We start from the raw sequence: 15,609 nt of genomic DNA, 5'->3' as shown, positions 1-15,609 counted from the left end.
CTTAGTGTTCCTCCTTCTTAAAGAAATCCAGCGGATTCATCGTAACCAGAATCGCACCTGCGATGATTACAATCGATCCGATCACAATCGTCGGGGTAACTGCCTGACCTAAGAACAGGACGCAGAAGAGAACTCCCCAGAATGCATAGGTGACATTTAAGGACATTCCGATTGCACATCCGACGGTCGCATTTGACTGATACCACAGCAGGTAGGAAGCACCTGCGCTCAGTCCGGAAATTACAAGCCATACGATCGGCATTCCGGCTGCCATGGTACCGCCGAGCAGTCCCAGACCGCCGACAAGCGGAACGATGACAACAAGGTTGACAAGTCCGGAGAAGAGCTCACGGATGTTTGTTGCCACATCGGTATCTACCATGGCTCCGCCGTAGCTTGAGAGTGTTCCCTCAAGTCCCCAGCAGATCGCTGCAAGAAGGGAACAGAGAATTCCGAGTGTAAAGTTCGGAGCGCCTTCCGGTTTCGCCCAGTTGATGACAATTGCGCCAGCCACACAGATCACCATTCCGGCGACTACTCGCTTTGTCGGTCTCTGCTTCAGGAAGATCCATGCAAAGATGGCTCCAAACAGACCACAGGTTGCGGAAATCGGGATTGCGTAGGCACCTGCAAGTGCAAGTCCCACGAGGTAAGCTCCGTTTGCAATCGGGCCACCGAGAAAGGCACCGAGAAGCATCATCTTTCCCGGGAAGGTGTTTAAGGTTCTTCCGATCTCTGCCAGACGTCCCATCTTGGCGTTGTAGATCAACAGCCAGAGTCCGGCGAACAGATCATTCAAACCTGCACACACATAGGGAGCTGCAAGGAAGCCAGCCGCTCCGGCAAGTGGTTCGTAATAGCCAGCCACCATAACCAGCGTGGTGTAAATTCCATAGGTCAGGCCGGAAAGTGCTCCGGTCATCAGTCCCGTCTTGCGGAAACTCTTGCTGACCTGTCTCATCTTGGCATCCGCTACGGATGCGTTTCCTCCGTTCATCGATTCATTTCTCCTTTGACGTTATTCCTTTGATGTTTTTTATTCTGTTTTTCCACCAGGAAGGATGGTTTCTACCTCTCCATGCGGACGCGGGATAACGTGAACGGATACCAGCTCACCGATTCTCTGGGCAGCAGCGGCACCTGCATCGGTCGCCGCCTTGACCGCACCGACATCACCTCTCACCAGAACAGTGATCAGTCCGCCACCGACCTTCTCTTTTCCGATCAGCGTTACGTTTGCTGCCTTTACCATTGCATCGGCTGCCTCGATGGAAGCCACAAGACCCTTTGTCTCAATCATTCCAAGTGCATCATACTTCATGTTGTCTCTCTCCTTCTCCGTTTCTCTCCCAACTTTTCCTGTCTGTTTTTCAGGTGTCTCTCTGATCTTTCTCACCAACTATTTATCATGGGCGGTTGGGAACTTTAATTTCTGAGCTCATTTTGAATTTAAAGCGCGCGCAGCATGCGCAAAAAAATTTTTCTTGCTCATGCTTTTCTGTACACTTAGTATATCCCTTTCCCAAAAGCGGAATGTCAACCCCTTTTTTCGATATTTTTTTCACACTTTTATTTTTACCTCCACCCCCGGATTTTCTTGCACTTTGTACAAATATAAGAACAATTTTACAGCAGAATCACCAATCTTTTGAACAAAATTTTTATCCTCTCTTCCGGAGAAATACAAAAAGCGGACAAAATCATCCCTGATCTGCCCGCTTTGCCCTTTCCCTTAGGGGGAAGGTTTTTGCCTGAAAAATTTTTCGTTATTCTTCGTTTTCTTCCTCAAACGGAACCATGATCTCCGTCACGAACTCTTCCGCCTTCTTCGTCGACCAGTAATCCGTCACAAAACGCTCATACGAATCCTCTGCGAGACGACATCCCCGCTTTCTCGCCCACTCCCGGATTCTCTCGTACTCCGCGTCAATCGTCTCATGGGGACCGATGTGATACACACATGCCGCCATTCCGCGCCGCCGCTTTAACTGGATCGGACTCCGCGCATCCGGTCTCACTGCCTGTTGCATAATCCGCATGCTTTTGCATCTGCCCTCCATCTTGTCCTTGAACGAATCATAGTGCAAGATCACCGCACCGGTGATCTCCTCCCCATGCGCCTCAAGATAATTCGTCCACGAAATGTTGATAACTGCCGGAGGATAATCGTATGCAAATTCCTGATCCATGTAACAAAAATCCATCTCCGGAAAATATTTCACGGAGATCTCACAGGTCTGGTAGCGCAAAACCATCTGTGCCTCCCGAATCAGCTGATACCAGTCCTGAATCGAGATCAGACTCTCCTGAATCCTGCGTCCTTCCTCCATCAATTCCCTGATCTTTTCCGGGAACCACTTTCTGATTCCTGCAAAATCCACATCATCGAGAAGCCCCTGCATCTCCTCGAGCTTAAACCCCATCTGTTTATAATACTTCAACACCGGTACGTACAGTAAAGTGTCCTCACTGTAATACCGATAGCCGTTCTCCTCGTTGATATAGTCTGGTGAAATCAGCCCGATCTGATCATAATAGCGCAATGCCTTTCTCGAGACATTGCAGATTTTACTCACTTCTCCGATTGAAAAAAACTTCTGTTCCATTTCCCCTTATTTCCTTCTCCTTTCCGCATCGCTCCACAACTTTTGTCTGTTTTTTCTAAGAATTCGTCTATTCTATCAGATATTTTTTGGCATTTCAACCATTTTTTAAAACAAAATTTGCTTCCTGTTCTCGGCTCCATGCAAAAAGAGGAGACAGGGCGGAGCATCAGGAAATGCTCCCATGCTCCACTCTGTAATATTCGACGAATCAGATTGCAAAAAGGATACGGACAAACAGAGCTTGTCCGCATGCTACAGTTGCAGAACATAGATGAATGGAAAGCGTAAAAAGGGCAGCGCAAAAAGGAAAGCACAAAAAGAAAAGCGCAAAAAAGGAAGCCCCAATGCAAAAAGGCTTCCCTGACAAAAAAAGAGAGCAGGTGATGGGAATCGAACCCACGTATCTAGCTTGGAAGGCTAGTGTTCTACCATTGAACTACACCTGCATATGAATCAATCTATTTAATCGGGGTGACAGGATTCGAACCTGCGACCTCCTGGTCCCAAACCAGGCGCTCTAGCCAAGCTGAGCCACACCCCGGCATCGGCATAGTATAACCTGTCATCCAATCCCGTCTCTCGACGCAAGGATTATTATATACTATGCCTACACAAATGTCAACAAAAATCCTACAGAAAATTCAGCGAAAAATGAGCCTCTCCCTCTTTGTCAATTTCCATGAGCATGAAAGAGGGCTTATGTCCGTCCTGGCGGGGATAGGACAGACTTCCCGGATTCAGCATAATCAAATCCTTATCCCCTTCCTTTTTCTCCACCTCGTAGAAGGGCCTGTGGGTATGCCCGAACATGACGATGTCAAAGCCTCTGGCTCTGGCCTCCTGTTTCAGGTACTCTGCCCCCACAGAGACATTATAGTAGTGTCCATGGGTCAGAAGGGTCTTATACCTTCCAATCATCAGTTCCTTCTCTTTGTCTAAACATGAGAAAAAGTCATTGTTCCCCAAAATCATCTCTAAATCGCAGTCTTCATTGACCCAGGTGGCAATGGCATGCTCACTCCCCTCTGCGTCTCCCAAATGAATCATCATATCAAGCGGTCCGGTGCGCCGGATCACCTCTTTTAGATTTTCATCCCTTCTATGGGTGTCACTGACAATTAATATCCTCATCCTTCGTCCTCTCCGTCTCTTACTTAAGCACACCTTCCAGGGCTTCCTTCATGGCCCTTAATGCCTTCCCCCTGTGGCTGATTTCATTCTTCTGCTCCATGGTGATTTCAGCGGATGTCTTGCCGAACTGAGGCAGATAGAGAATGGGGTCATACCCAAAACCACCCTTTCCAGCCGGCTCCCCGGCGATAAGCCCCTCCATCACAGCCTCTGTGTGGAGTACCCGGCCGTCCGGCAGAATGGCCGCGATGTTGCACACAAACCGGGCGCTGCGCTCCCGGCCCCTGGCCTCCTTAAGACGCTCTATAATACTCCGGTTCTTAACCTCATAGGGCGTATCCTCGCCCAGATACCGGGCAGAGTAGATACCGGGCTCCCCGCCGATATAATCCACCTCCAGGCCGGAGTCATCCGCCAGTACAATATCCCCGGTCAGATTCCACACAGCCCTTGCCTTAATCTCGGCATTCTCCCCAAAGGCGGAACCGTCCTCCACGATTTCCGGTTCAGCGCCCGCTTCCTTCATGGAAAGTATGGGAAGCCCCAAATCAGCCAGTATAAGGCGTATCTCCCGCATCTTTCCCTCATTGCCCGTTGCAAATATAATTCTGTGTCCCATATCTAAAGCCCTCTGCCTTCTGTTCCTTTTATAATCTTCTGTTATTTCTTTGTATATGCCTTCAGGCACAGATTGCAGGATTGTGTTTCCTCCACATGTTCCCACACCTTTCCGTCATGGCTCAGATACCCTTCGCCGTCTGTTAAGTCCACCTGGGCAATGCCGTCCCCTGCGTCGTATTCAATGGCCACCGGATGTACGGTGCCGGGCGTTATTATTTTAACTATTATAGCAAATTTTTCGTTGTCCTCCAAGGGGATTTTTTTATCCAGCACAATCGTGTAATAACCGGCATTGTCCAGTCTGCCCTTTGCCAGGAAAATCCGCTTATCCAGGGCACGCTCCATTTCCCCGGCTCCTGCGTCCGGCAGGTTCCGGGCCAAATACAGCTCGTACTCCGTATTCTTGTCCGTTGCATAGAAACCCGCGGCTGCCAGATTCTCTCCCTTATCTGCCCTGTAGGCATTGGCAAACCAGGCCTCCTCCTGCCCGTAGCCAATCTGCCCCACCCATCCGCACAGATCGCTCTGGTGAATGTAGTCGTAATTGTCCACCGGCTCCACACCTGTGTATACAATATTATGGACACCGATATTACTGTCATAATAGGATACATAAAAATATCCCTGGTCACCGAAATCCTCTCCCCAGCTGTTGGTACAGATAAATGCGCCGTCCCCTGGCAGGTCCAGATTAAAATTCTCCCTGGAGTAATTATCATCCCATCCCACGATGACAGAATCATGGTTAGGCTTTTCGTTTCCGATGTAACAATAGGAGTTGGTTTCTCTGTTATAGTACACGGACTGGCTCTGGTAATCCCTCATGGATGTATACAGGGAGCTCTGTACCCCCCCTTTCAGGTACACGGCCCGTTTAATGGCCCCGTAATCCTTGGAGGGAAGGACCTGAATCTCCTGTACATGTACGCTGGGCGTAAGGCCGTCCGGCGAAACTCCGTCCCCGTATGGGTCCTGGGCTTCCAGCACCGGTCCCTGCCATGCCAGAAGATAGGCCATGGACATGGTATACTCTCCGCCCTCGTCCTGTCCCAGGAGAAAACTGTTGTGCATGGACATATGGTCCACCGCAAAGGTCATGGGCTTTCCCGGAAGCAGAGAGGATTCCAGGGCCGTCAGGGACGCAAAGGCCCAGCAGGTTCCCAGGGATCCCTGGTTTCCAATCTGGGGCGCCCTGCCCGTCTTTCGGTAGTCAAAGGCAGAAGGAAGCTTTACATTGGCCATATCCCGCCTGTTCCACTGGTACACGCCGGCTACGCCGTTTTCCGCGGCATTCTTTACGTGCCCTGATGTACCCAGGCCTCCTGCTGCCGCGGGATTTTCTGTTTCGGAAGGGTTCTGGGTTCCTCCAAGGTTCTGGCTGCCGGCAGGATTCTGGCTTCCGTTTGTATTCTGTGTCCCCCCTGGGTTTTGTGTCTCAGAAGGATTCTGCGTCGGGCCGCATCCGGCCGTCCCCAAAGACAACGTGACAACCAGAAACAGGACCGCTGCTTTTTTCCTTATTGCATATCTAATTATATCTGATACAACAACCATGGCCGTCCTCTCAATTTGAACCGTTCTCCCGGCTGCGCCTGGGCGGCTTTGGCCCCATGAACTGATAGAAATAGGTTTTCAGCATGCCGTTGTATATCTTCCTGTTTTTGTCCGCCTTCCGCCCAATGTACTTCTGTGCATCTTCATAGGAAGTAATGAGGTACATGGACCAGGAATCCAGCGCCTCAAAGCGCTCCCCTATCTCCCGGTATAACGCGGGAAGGTTCTCCTTTCCCTCGATTCTCTCACCGTAAGGGGGATTGGATATGATAAAGCCGTATTTCTTGGGATGGCTCAGGGCACTGACCGGGCGCTGCTGAAAGTGAATCATATGGTCCACTCCGGCTGACTGGGCATTGGACCTGGCTGCTTTCACAATATCACCGTCCACGTCATACCCCTGGATATCAACCTCTACATCCTCTTCCACCAGGTCACCCGCCTCATCCATGGCTTCATACCAGCATTTGCGCTTGATCACGTTCCTCCACCCCTCTGCCAGGAAGGAACGGTTCATACCCGGCGCCATCTTGGCGGCCATCATGGCTGCCTCAATGGGAAATGTACCGCTTCCGCAGAAGGGGTCCACCAGAATTCTGTCCCGGTTCCAGGGCGTCAGGAGAATCAGGGCGGCCGCCAGAGTCTCTGTGATAGGCGCTTTGCTGGTCAGTGTCCTGTACCCGCGTTTATGCAGGGACTCCCCGCTGGTGTCAATGCCAACCGTCACCATATCTTTATAGAGGAATACCCTCAGCGGATAGCTGGCTCCATTTTCAGGGAACCAGGTGACTCCATAACGGTTTTTCAGCCGCTCCACCATGGCCTTCTTCATAATAGACTGGATATCCGACGGGCTGAACAGCTTGCTCTTGATGGAAGAAGCCTTTGCCACCCAGAACTTCCCGTCTTCCGGTATGAAATCCTCCCACGGTATATTCCTGGTGCCCTGGAACAGCTCCTCAAAGGTCTCCGCCTTAAAGCTTCCCGCCTTGAGAAGAACCCTCTCTGCCGTGCGGAGGAACACATTGGAGCGGCAAATGGCCTCGCCATCTCCTATAAACGTGACTCGGCCGTCCTCCACCAGGGATATCTCATATCCCAGGTCCAATATTTCTTTTTTAAGTACTGCCTCCAGCCCAAAATGGCAGGGGGCAATTAATTCGAATGTTTTCAATCAATTTTCCTCTCAATCAGCCTCTCTTTTTTACAGCTTCAGTTCCTTGACCACTTCACCCTCCAGGGTCCGTATGGAGAACACCCCATCCTCCAGCATGGCATAGGTATTGGGATTGCCTCCCTTTGGGATGGACACAGAACCTGGGTTTAACACGGTAATGTGCCTGCCCCCTTCCGCCTCAATGGTCTCGGCCTTCAGTATATGGGTATGACCGTGGACCAGGATGTCTCCGTCCTGCATTGGCGGAAGGTGGTCCTGGTTGTATACATGCCCGTGAGTGGCATAAAAAGCCTTCTCCTCCAATACCAACAGACTATAGTCAGCCAGTATGGGAAACTCCAGGACCATCTGGTCCACTTCGGTGTCGCAGTTTCCCCTGATTGCATATATCTGGTTCTTAAGGGGATTCAGCATGGCAATCACTTCCTTGGGGGCATATTCCCTTGGAAGGTCATTGCGGGGACCGTGATACAGAATGTCTCCCAGAATCACAAGCCGTCCGGCTCCCGATTCACTGTATATATCCAGCATCCTCCTGCAATAATATGCAGAACCGTGTATATCAGATGCAAACATTATCTTCATGGGTCTGTCTCCTCTAAAATAGAATAATCACGTTTCTATTCTAAAGCCGAAAGCGGCCTCCTGTCAATGTATTTCCCCCTGTAATTCAACATTCCGCCCGCCAGGTCCACGGCATGATAACCCATCCTCCACAGGTCCCGGCAGACCACCATGCTTTTGGCCCCTCTGTCACAGTAAAATACAATGGTCCCGTCCTTGCGGATTTCCCCCATCAGGTCCTCAAGCTCATCATAGGGAATGTTCACGCTCCCCCATATCCTGTCCTGTTCAAACATCCAGGGTTCCCTCAGGTCCACCAGCTGCGCAATCTTTCCCTGTTCCATCCATTGGTCAAACTGTCTGTATGATATCATTGGAAATGTCGTCATTTCCCACTCACCTTCCCTTTCTGTCACGTTCTGTCCTGGCCAAAGTCTGTCATATGTGTCCTACTACCAATATATGCAGGCATTTCAACAGGGTGAGGACAAGAAAAAGCCCACTCCGCGTCATGCGAAGCAGGCTCCTTCCATCAACTGTACTCAGTGCGCTACAGCCTTTTCGATAATATTAGAAGTTGTTGTTCTGGCTGCTGTTGCGGCTGCTGTTCTGAGAGCTGTTCTGAGAGCTGTTCTGAGAACTGTTTCTGGAGCTGTTCTGAGAATTGTTCTGGGAATTGTTCTGGGAATTGTTCTGAGAACTGTTCCTGGAGCTGTTCTGAGAGTTGTTCTGGCTGTTATTCTGCTGGCTGTAGTTTCTTGAGTTGTTTTCCATGTCGTTGTTGAAGTTATTCCTATTAGACATCTTCAATACCTCCTAAAAACATTCTTATTTAGTTACAGCCTTAGTATGGCAGAATTGCACCACTTTTATACGATAAAATAAAAAAGGTTTCTTTTTTCCATAAAATCCCGTTTTCCGCAAAATGATGATAAAAGCCCCATAGTACCAGTGTTTATGCTGGGTTCAGGGCTTGCTCTTATTTCGCCTTCTTTAATTCAGCCTTGCCTGCTGAATCACCGAAATCACCAATTCCTGGCCCGCCTCCCACTCTTCCGTGCAGTGTATGATAAAACCGTGATTGGATTGGGTGAAGCATTTAAGTGTTACTTTATTTCCCATGGCCGCCACGCGCACTGCATAATCGAAATCCTCAAAGCGGAAATTATCATAACCCGCCGCCACCACTAAAGTCTCCGGGAGGCCTTTCAGCATCTCATCATCTGCCAGGAGGGGACTGCAGTACGGATTCTTCGCTTTCTCAAGCTCCCCATCGGTGTATGCCTCGGTGAACATTCGTCCGCGCTCCACCGGGATCATGTTCGTTTTCGCTTCCTTTTTGTCTGCGGGATCCGTAGCCATATCAAAAGCGCCGTAATCCAGCACCTGCAGGCACAGAGCGAAATCCCCAGTCTGCTTCGCTTTCAGAACCGCTGCCGCAGTCAGGTTCGCGCCCGCGCTGTGTCCTCCCATGGAAACCCGTTTTTCATCCGCATCCCATTCGCCCAGCTTGGAAAATGTCCAGCGGCATACCTCATACGTCTCGTCAAAAGCCGTGGGAAACGGATATTCCGGTGCCAGTTTGTAATCCACATCCACCACAATCCCCCGGATCGCGTCCGCCACCTTGGCAGAATATATCTCATCACGCTCCACATGGGGACGGACGAAGCCCCCGCCATGGACATTGATATGTACCGGGCAGTTGGCCGTCCGGTTCTTCGCCGTAAAAATATAGCAGGTGACCTCATCATTTTCCCCCACCGGAATTATCACAGTCTCTTTGTCCGCTAGTTCCAGATTCTTTCGGTACTCCGGGGTGATATTTTCCTTTGCAACGCTGGTTCCTCGCAAATGCTCTGCCAGCTGCTCTTTTCTTTCTTTACTTAATGCCATTCGCTTCTCCTCCTTCGCCTGCCTGCTTTTGCAAACCGGCTTTCCACTTTCTCTTGTTCCTAATGAACTGTCCATCAATCACTTGTGCATTTTGCGTAAGATTCTGTTGGCAAGCACCTAATCCAGGCAAATCACAGCATTCGGTAAATGACGATATCCACGCCGCCAACTCCATCCTTCACGCTCCCAGACAGAGCGCCCACGTACGCACCGTAATTCAGCCACTCATACCTGCCCGCCGGGGTAAAAAACCTGGGCGTTGTTACAATATAAGGCTGCCCGCCCCGTTTATCACGCTTCCCGGAATTCTGTATCTCGATAAACACACCATCATCTGTCTGGAGCAGATACCTCGCGTAAACGTCCACGCTGGTAAAATGCTCTGGGTCATCACCGCCGAATCCCGTATTCCAGTCTGCGCCGCCCATAGGAAATACTGTCCCGTTAATGCGTGCGCCGTGGAACTCGCCACCGGTAATATAGATCGCCCGCAGAAGGCCGAAATCATTTTTCCCCACCGGAATCCTCATATCGTCCGGACAATTGGCGCGGATGGTCATCACCTTCTCCGCTTTCAGCTCGGTCAATTCCATTTTTTCTTCCATACCAGAAATCCTCCCTTCCCTTATCCTGTATATACAGAACTTATGCTGTTTTCTTTTTCTGCAGCAGCGGCTTTATGTACGGGCTGACCACGCAGAACACGGCCACCAGCAAAAAGAGCAGGGATACCGGACGGGTGATAAAGCTGCTGTAATCACCCTTGGAATAGCTGACTCCCTTGCGGAAATATTCTTCCAGCTTGCCGCCCAGAATAAAGGACAGAATCAGCGGGCTGGCAGGAATCTTGAACACATCCAGCATCACCCCCAGAGCCGCAAAGGCCAGCACACAGAGCACGTTAAAGGTAGTATTGGTGCTGGTAAACGCGCCGATAAAGCACATCACCAGAATCACGCCATAAAGATAATGATACGGAAGCTTCAGCAGCATGGGGAACCACCTCATGCCGAAAAACTGCTCCACCAAAACAAAAACCGCAGACACCATAACAGCCGCAAAAATCAGATACACGATCTGCGGATTGGAAGAAATCAGCAGAGGGCCAGGCTGCAGGCCATGAATCATCAGGCCCGACAGCAGCAGCGCCGTAACCGCGTCTCCTGGAATGCCCAGAGCAATCATCGGAATCAATGCGCCCCCCACAGAGGCGTTATTTGAACACTCCGATGCCCAGATGCCGCCCGGCTCGCCCTTCCCGAAGGTTTCCGGATGCTTGCTGCCAGACTGGGCCTGCGCATAGGCCACCATATTCGAAAGCCCGCTGCCCATCCCTGGCAGGAAACCGATCCACAGGCCGATAAAAAAGGATTTCAGGATAATACCGATATTTTGTGTAATATCCGTGATTTTGACGCCAAAGCCGGAAATTTTGCCCACATTCACATCCGGCAGCTCCTGCTGACCCTTCGCATAATCGCAGGCAACCTGCTTGATAGCGTAAACGCCCAGCATCAAAGCCACCATATCCAAACCGCCGCCCAGATAAATATTTCCAAAGGTAAAGCGATACGCGCCGTCCAGAGGCGCTACACCCACGCAGCACAAAAACAGACCCAGAAAAGCTGCGAACAGCCCTTTGAAAATAGAACCCTTTGACAAGGCGGCAACCAGCGTGATTGCGCAGAAGCACAGGGAGAAATATTCCCACGGCCCCAGCTTCATGGCGAAATCCGCAATAAACGGGCTTAAGAATGTGGCCACGATACAGGACAAAAACGTACCTGCAAAGGATGCCAGGATACCGATACCCAAGGCACGCACCGTTTCGCCCCGCTGGCTCATGGGATATGCGTCAAAACAAGTAGCGATGGAAGCCGGAGCGCCTGGGATGCCCACCAGTGTTGCGGAAATAAAGCCGCCGGAAATCCCTCCTACCCACACCGCAATCATCATGGCAAAGGACAGCAGATCGTCCATGCCGAAGGTCAGCGGCAGAAGCAGGGATACCGCCAGCCCGCCCGACAGCCCCGGAATTGCCCCGAATACAATGCCCACAATGGTGCAGACCAGCATAATCAAAATCATCAGGGGATTAAACAATGCTATCATCTGTGTAAAAAACATGGAAATCCTCCTTTACAATGTGAATGAAATCAGCTTTCCCGCCGGAAGCAGGATCACGAATACCTTCTGGAACAGCAGATACAGGATAACGGTGGTCAGGACTGCCACAATCACCGCCAGAATCCTGTTAATTTTCTTCCCGCTGGAAAGAATCATAATTACGGCAAAGGCGAAAATGGGAGTCATAATCAAAAAACCGATATATTCCAGACCAAAATAATACAAAACCAAGGTAAGCGCCACAATCCCAAGCCGCTTCCAGCCTGCCTTTTCCAAAAAAGGCGCCTCATCGCCGCTGCTCTTTGCGGTAACCGCCATCCCCAGTCCGCAAATCAGCATGCCCACGCCCGCGATGCAGGGAAACAATCTTGGCCCCGGCTCGCTCAAATTTGCAGGCATACGAATGCCTGAAGCCATGCTGGTTACCAGCGCCCCAAAAATAGCAAAGATAATACCGCCGATCCGGTCCTTGTTCTTCATAAGCTCATCCTCCATGATATTTTATGCTTGTAATACTTCCGCAAGAGACATCTTAATTGCCCGAAAAGACGAACAAAGGGCGGCAGGGGCAAGCCCAGGCCGCCGCCTTCTATTATGCGCAAGGGGAAATCCCTTGTTTGGTTGCTCATCGGATATTGATGCCAAGACCCGCAGCCACCTCACTTAAGGATGCCATGGTATCATCGAAATGCTTTTGGGCCTCTTCCACGGTCAGGTACATGGCTGTTCCGCCAATCTTCTCCACAGCCTCACAGTAGGCAGCATCTTCCGGGATCCCCTTCAGCGCTGCATTGACAGCCTCCGCTGTGGCATCATCCATCTCAGCCGGTGCAAAGGTGTAAATATAGGACTCCCAGATTACATCCGTAATCGGCTCCCATTCCGGATAATTCGCTTCCGGCTGGCCGGAGCCAAGGACACCCAGAACTTTCAGTTTGCCCGCCGTCTCGTACTCCTTCGCATTGCCCAGAGAGCAGTTTGCCACATCAATAATGCCGCCCGCCACGTTCGTCAGCTTATCTGCTTCGGAAGAACATTCTACCATATTTAACTCAACTGCGCAGTTCTGCTGAACCTGACCGAAAATAAAATGGGTGGTACCGTTTGTGGAAATTGCGGTGGTAACCTGTCCCGGATTTGCTTTCGCGTACTCAATAAATTCCGCCCAGGTATTGTAGGGAGCATCCGGCCCGCAGATTATTGCCTGACTTCCCATGTTAGCCGCAACGCCTACCACCCGGAAGCTATCCTGGGGATTGTAATCAATGGCTCCCGTCAGGTATTTGCAGATCATGGTACTGTGCTGGAACAGCAGGGTGCTACCGTCCGCCTTTGCAGAACGCAGATTCTCGTAGCCTACGGTCTCATTATCATAGTTTACAGTAGCGAAATTGCCATTGGTGGCGGACTGAAGATAATTTTGGATATTTCTGGTATAAATATCCGTTACACCGCCAGCCTTGGACGGAACCAAAAGCTGGACAGCGCCGTTGGGCCATGTGCCGGAACCAGCCTCTGCCGCCGGAGCCGCATCTGCTTTGGATTCTGCCGGAGCTGCTGCTTCCTTCGCCGCTGCAGTTGTGGGGGCGCTGTTTGCCGCCGCACAGCCGGATAAAGCGCTGACTGCCATTGCCGCTGTCATTATTGCCGCTAATACATGTCTTTTTTTCATAGTAATTCTCCCTCTCTTTGGTATTGAGTTTCATTAATTTCTCTTATAGTTCTCAACATTTTTCTAATAGAACTATTAGTATTTTTAACAGTTACTGTTCCTAACCCTGCGCAGAATTTTCGAAAGCAATCCGCGAATTGCACAATTACTTTCTAAGATATTTTTATTATATTAGGCAAAAAAACATTTTACAAGGATTAAAAAACTATGTATACTATTAGTAAAATTTATGTAACTACAAAAGAACTGATCCATTACAAACTTATGATGAGGTGTGTGATGAATACAAAAGCCTGCGAATACATTGTGGCGATTGCAGAAAAAAAGAACCTGTCTGCGGCAGCGGCCAGCCTAGGGATCTCCCAGCCCACATTATCTTCCTTTTTAAGCAATACGGAACGGAATTTAAAACAGACACTTTTCACCCGGCAGAAAAAAGAATTTGTCCCGACCCCGGCTGGACAGATCTATCTGGAAGCCTGTCGGGAAATAATCCAGGTAAAGAACCGGACCTACCAGTCCATGATTTCTTTAAGCAGTCAGTACACAGACCGTTTTACGGTCGGCGTTACCCCGCACCGGGGGAGCACTGTATTCAGCAAGGCCTTCGCCCAATTCTATCGCCGCTATCCGAATATTTATATTGATATAAAAGAAGGCTACCTGGTTTCTCTCCTGCAGGCCCTGGACAACCACGAGACAGACCTTGTCCTAGGATCCGTCACGAAAGAGGATATGATTACTTACAATGTCATGCAGAACAGCATTGACGAGCTTTATCTCTGTGTCCCCGATTTCCACCCTCTGGCTTCCTTAGCAAGCCCGCCCACGGCACCCAAGGCCCAGATCAATGTAGAACGTTTTCAGGATACGCCTTTTGTCATGTGGGGGCCGGACACCACCAACCGGAAGGTTGTCCTGGGCCGACTGTCGGAAGTCGGCATGGAACCTACCATTGTATACGAAAGCAATAACGTTCTTCTGATCGACCAGATGATCCAGGGTGGAGTGGGGGTGGGGTTTTTGCCGGATGCTTACTGCAGGCCGAACCAGCACCGAGTGTATTTTTCATTAAATCCGCCCCTGACCTGCGCCATCGGAACGATTTACCGAAAAAATGAGCCGCTCACCCGGCCCCAGCGCTATTTCGCTTACCTGATCGCAAAAGCGCAGATGTTTTCCGTCAACCCATGGGGAGTGGACTTTAATGAGCTTACTATGGAGCTGGTAAAAGAATTCGAAGAGGAAGATGGATGGACACCAGACAATTAGAATACATACTTACCATTGCAGAAGAAAAAAACTTATCCCGGGCGGCGGACCGACTGTTCCTCACCCAGTCCGCCCTCAGTCAGCAGCTCTCCAAGCTGGAGGCCGAGGGACTGCCGCCGCTCTTTACCCGGCACAAGGGAGAAATGCAGCTCACTGATGCCGGGAAAATCTATATCAACGGAGCCCGCTCCATTTTGAAAATCAAGGGGGATGCGCAAGAAGCCTTAAAGGATCTGAGCCAAGCAAAAATCCACCACATCCACATCGGTGTCTGCAGGCTGTTTCAGCCTTTATACTATGAGCGGATCCTGCCTTGGCTGAAACGTTCTTACCCGGATGTGGAAGTCACCGCAGTCACCCCGAAGCTAGGGCAAGTCCGCAACCTGCTGGAAAACAACGAAATCGACTTGGCCCTGTTCGCCTCCCGGCAACGAAACAAATTTTTAAAATACATCCCCTTGCAGGAGGATGAGCTGGTCACTGCCTTCCTCCCCGCCCTGGAAGGCGCTCCCCTCCCTCTGGCTCTCCCGGCACCGGACACCCATCTGCGTCAGCTGGCCGACGAAGCCTGCGGGAACGCCCAACAGCTGATGCCCATCTACGCCGAACCGGAGGACCTGCGTTCCGCCATCGCTTTAGCCAAAATGGGGGAATGCGCCGCCCTGATCCCAAAAAGCCTGGTGCGCGGAACAGGCCTGGCCTGCTCCAGCTTAAATCCGCCCTTCCATTACCAGAATACTATTGTGATCCGGCGGGGAACTCCTCTGCCCATTATCCGGGATATCTGTGATTGGATCCAGCGTTATGGGTTCCGGGATGGATGCCAGGCGTGAGGGGACAGCCTTCATATGGCGGGCATTGACCACCATAGCATTCAGGTCTGAGGATTCAAGGATGTTATACAGAGGCTTCCAATAAGAAAGGGGCGGCTTTCTGTATAATGTCGTTTAGTTAGACAATCCCGCCCAAGCTTTGCAAGGCTGCGCTAC

Annotated in this window: 17 protein-coding genes and 2 tRNA genes; 2 read left to right on the top strand and 17 right to left on the bottom strand. The window is 50.7% G+C overall.

Going from position 1 to position 15,609, the window contains the following annotated elements:
* Position 1: 1 nt before the first annotated feature.
* The 17 genes from G614_RS0103135 to G614_RS0103050 form a co-directional block, all read right to left on the bottom strand.
* Entirely contained in the window at positions 2-997 is a 996-nt protein-coding gene (locus G614_RS0103135; RefSeq protein WP_027640755.1) for a DMT family transporter, read from the bottom strand.
* A gap of 39 nt (positions 998-1,036) precedes the next feature.
* Positions 1,037-1,321: an ethanolamine utilization microcompartment protein EutM gene (gene eutM, locus G614_RS0103130; RefSeq protein WP_027640754.1), complete on the bottom strand. Its 285-nt coding sequence runs from the start codon at positions 1,319-1,321 to the stop codon at positions 1,037-1,039.
* Between the two features lie 445 nt (positions 1,322-1,766).
* Positions 1,767-2,606 (bottom strand): MerR family transcriptional regulator, encoded by an 840-nt coding sequence (locus G614_RS0103125; RefSeq protein WP_027640753.1) that lies wholly within the window; start codon positions 2,604-2,606, stop codon positions 1,767-1,769.
* Between the two features lie 375 nt (positions 2,607-2,981).
* A tRNA-Gly gene (locus G614_RS0103115) sits at positions 2,982-3,052 on the bottom strand.
* 20 nt (positions 3,053-3,072) lie between these two features.
* Positions 3,073-3,147 (bottom strand) — tRNA-Pro (locus tag G614_RS0103110).
* A gap of 89 nt (positions 3,148-3,236) precedes the next feature.
* A complete protein-coding gene (locus G614_RS0103105) occupies positions 3,237-3,737 on the bottom strand; it encodes a metallophosphoesterase family protein (protein WP_027640752.1) in 501 nt (166 codons plus the stop codon).
* Between the two features lie 19 nt (positions 3,738-3,756).
* Positions 3,757-4,356, bottom strand: coding sequence for an RdgB/HAM1 family non-canonical purine NTP pyrophosphatase (gene rdgB / locus G614_RS0103100; RefSeq protein ID WP_027640751.1), 600 nt, complete (start codon positions 4,354-4,356; stop codon positions 3,757-3,759).
* 41 nt (positions 4,357-4,397) lie between these two features.
* Entirely contained in the window at positions 4,398-5,912 is a 1,515-nt protein-coding gene (locus G614_RS0103095) for a lectin like domain-containing protein (protein ID WP_027640750.1), read from the bottom strand.
* 10 nt (positions 5,913-5,922) lie between these two features.
* Positions 5,923-7,086, bottom strand: coding sequence for a THUMP domain-containing class I SAM-dependent RNA methyltransferase (locus G614_RS0103090; RefSeq protein ID WP_027640749.1), 1,164 nt, complete (start codon positions 7,084-7,086; stop codon positions 5,923-5,925).
* Between the two features lie 30 nt (positions 7,087-7,116).
* Positions 7,117-7,674 (bottom strand): phosphodiesterase, encoded by a 558-nt coding sequence (gene yfcE, locus G614_RS0103085; RefSeq protein ID WP_027640748.1) that lies wholly within the window; start codon positions 7,672-7,674, stop codon positions 7,117-7,119.
* Between the two features lie 35 nt (positions 7,675-7,709).
* Complete coding sequence (locus G614_RS0103080; protein WP_002577645.1) at positions 7,710-8,042, bottom strand: rhodanese-like domain-containing protein; 333 nt, start codon at positions 8,040-8,042, stop codon at positions 7,710-7,712.
* Between the two features lie 181 nt (positions 8,043-8,223).
* Positions 8,224-8,457 (bottom strand): hypothetical protein, encoded by a 234-nt coding sequence (locus G614_RS0103075; protein WP_027640747.1) that lies wholly within the window; start codon positions 8,455-8,457, stop codon positions 8,224-8,226.
* Positions 8,458-8,646: 189 nt separating this feature from the next.
* Positions 8,647-9,549, bottom strand: coding sequence for an alpha/beta hydrolase (locus G614_RS0103070; RefSeq protein WP_027640746.1), 903 nt, complete (start codon positions 9,547-9,549; stop codon positions 8,647-8,649).
* Between the two features lie 131 nt (positions 9,550-9,680).
* Complete coding sequence (locus tag G614_RS0103065) at positions 9,681-10,154, bottom strand: DUF3237 domain-containing protein (protein WP_027640745.1); 474 nt, start codon at positions 10,152-10,154, stop codon at positions 9,681-9,683.
* A gap of 40 nt (positions 10,155-10,194) precedes the next feature.
* Entirely contained in the window at positions 10,195-11,676 is a 1,482-nt protein-coding gene (locus G614_RS0103060; protein ID WP_027640744.1) for a tripartite tricarboxylate transporter permease, read from the bottom strand.
* 12 nt (positions 11,677-11,688) lie between these two features.
* Complete coding sequence (locus G614_RS0103055; RefSeq protein ID WP_002586017.1) at positions 11,689-12,156, bottom strand: tripartite tricarboxylate transporter TctB family protein; 468 nt, start codon at positions 12,154-12,156, stop codon at positions 11,689-11,691.
* A gap of 145 nt (positions 12,157-12,301) precedes the next feature.
* Positions 12,302-13,348 (bottom strand): Bug family tripartite tricarboxylate transporter substrate binding protein, encoded by a 1,047-nt coding sequence (locus tag G614_RS0103050; protein WP_027640743.1) that lies wholly within the window; start codon positions 13,346-13,348, stop codon positions 12,302-12,304.
* 279 nt (positions 13,349-13,627) lie between these two features.
* Between G614_RS0103050 and G614_RS0103045 the strand changes: the two genes are divergently transcribed.
* Positions 13,628-14,620: a LysR family transcriptional regulator gene (locus G614_RS0103045; RefSeq protein WP_242827989.1), complete on the top strand. Its 993-nt coding sequence runs from the start codon at positions 13,628-13,630 to the stop codon at positions 14,618-14,620.
* Positions 14,602-15,453 (top strand): LysR family transcriptional regulator, encoded by an 852-nt coding sequence (locus tag G614_RS0103040; RefSeq protein WP_022200727.1) that lies wholly within the window; start codon positions 14,602-14,604, stop codon positions 15,451-15,453. The genes G614_RS0103045 and G614_RS0103040 overlap by 19 nt, the downstream gene beginning before the upstream one ends.
* Positions 15,454-15,609 lie beyond the last annotated feature (156 nt).

The organism is [Clostridium] clostridioforme AGR2157, assembly GCF_000424325.1.
Lineage (GTDB): Bacteria > Bacillota > Clostridia > Lachnospirales > Lachnospiraceae > Enterocloster > Enterocloster clostridioformis_A.
The sequence above is the reverse complement of the archived record's forward strand: the minus strand, read 5'-3'. Positions and strand labels throughout refer to the sequence as shown.

What these genes read in the sequence shown, in the direction of transcription:
- G614_RS0103095 (WP_027640750.1), bottom strand. Translation starts at nt 5,912, where the DNA reads ATGGTTGTTGTATCAGATATAATTAGATATGCAATAAGGAAAAAAGCA.
- G614_RS0103105 (WP_027640752.1), bottom strand. Translation starts at nt 3,737, where the DNA reads ATGAGGATATTAATTGTCAGTGACACCCATAGAAGGGATGAAAATCTA.
- G614_RS0103070 (WP_027640746.1), bottom strand. Translation starts at nt 9,549, where the DNA reads ATGGCATTAAGTAAAGAAAGAAAAGAGCAGCTGGCAGAGCATTTGCGA.
- G614_RS0103055 (WP_002586017.1), bottom strand. Translation starts at nt 12,156, where the DNA reads ATGAAGAACAAGGACCGGATCGGCGGTATTATCTTTGCTATTTTTGGG.
- G614_RS0103065 (WP_027640745.1), bottom strand. Translation starts at nt 10,154, where the DNA reads ATGGAAGAAAAAATGGAATTGACCGAGCTGAAAGCGGAGAAGGTGATG.
- eutM (WP_027640754.1), bottom strand. Translation starts at nt 1,321, where the DNA reads ATGAAGTATGATGCACTTGGAATGATTGAGACAAAGGGTCTTGTGGCT.
- G614_RS0103050 (WP_027640743.1), bottom strand. Translation starts at nt 13,348, where the DNA reads ATGAAAAAAAGACATGTATTAGCGGCAATAATGACAGCGGCAATGGCA.
- G614_RS0103080 (WP_002577645.1), bottom strand. Translation starts at nt 8,042, where the DNA reads ATGACGACATTTCCAATGATATCATACAGACAGTTTGACCAATGGATG.
- rdgB (WP_027640751.1), bottom strand. Translation starts at nt 4,356, where the DNA reads ATGGGACACAGAATTATATTTGCAACGGGCAATGAGGGAAAGATGCGG.
- yfcE (WP_027640748.1), bottom strand. Translation starts at nt 7,674, where the DNA reads ATGAAGATAATGTTTGCATCTGATATACACGGTTCTGCATATTATTGC.
- G614_RS0103040 (WP_022200727.1), top strand. Translation starts at nt 14,602, where the DNA reads ATGGACACCAGACAATTAGAATACATACTTACCATTGCAGAAGAAAAA.
- G614_RS0103125 (WP_027640753.1), bottom strand. Translation starts at nt 2,606, where the DNA reads ATGGAACAGAAGTTTTTTTCAATCGGAGAAGTGAGTAAAATCTGCAAT.
- G614_RS0103045 (WP_242827989.1), top strand. Translation starts at nt 13,628, where the DNA reads ATGAATACAAAAGCCTGCGAATACATTGTGGCGATTGCAGAAAAAAAG.
- G614_RS0103060 (WP_027640744.1), bottom strand. Translation starts at nt 11,676, where the DNA reads ATGTTTTTTACACAGATGATAGCATTGTTTAATCCCCTGATGATTTTG.
- G614_RS0103135 (WP_027640755.1), bottom strand. Translation starts at nt 997, where the DNA reads ATGAACGGAGGAAACGCATCCGTAGCGGATGCCAAGATGAGACAGGTC.
- G614_RS0103075 (WP_027640747.1), bottom strand. Translation starts at nt 8,457, where the DNA reads ATGTCTAATAGGAATAACTTCAACAACGACATGGAAAACAACTCAAGA.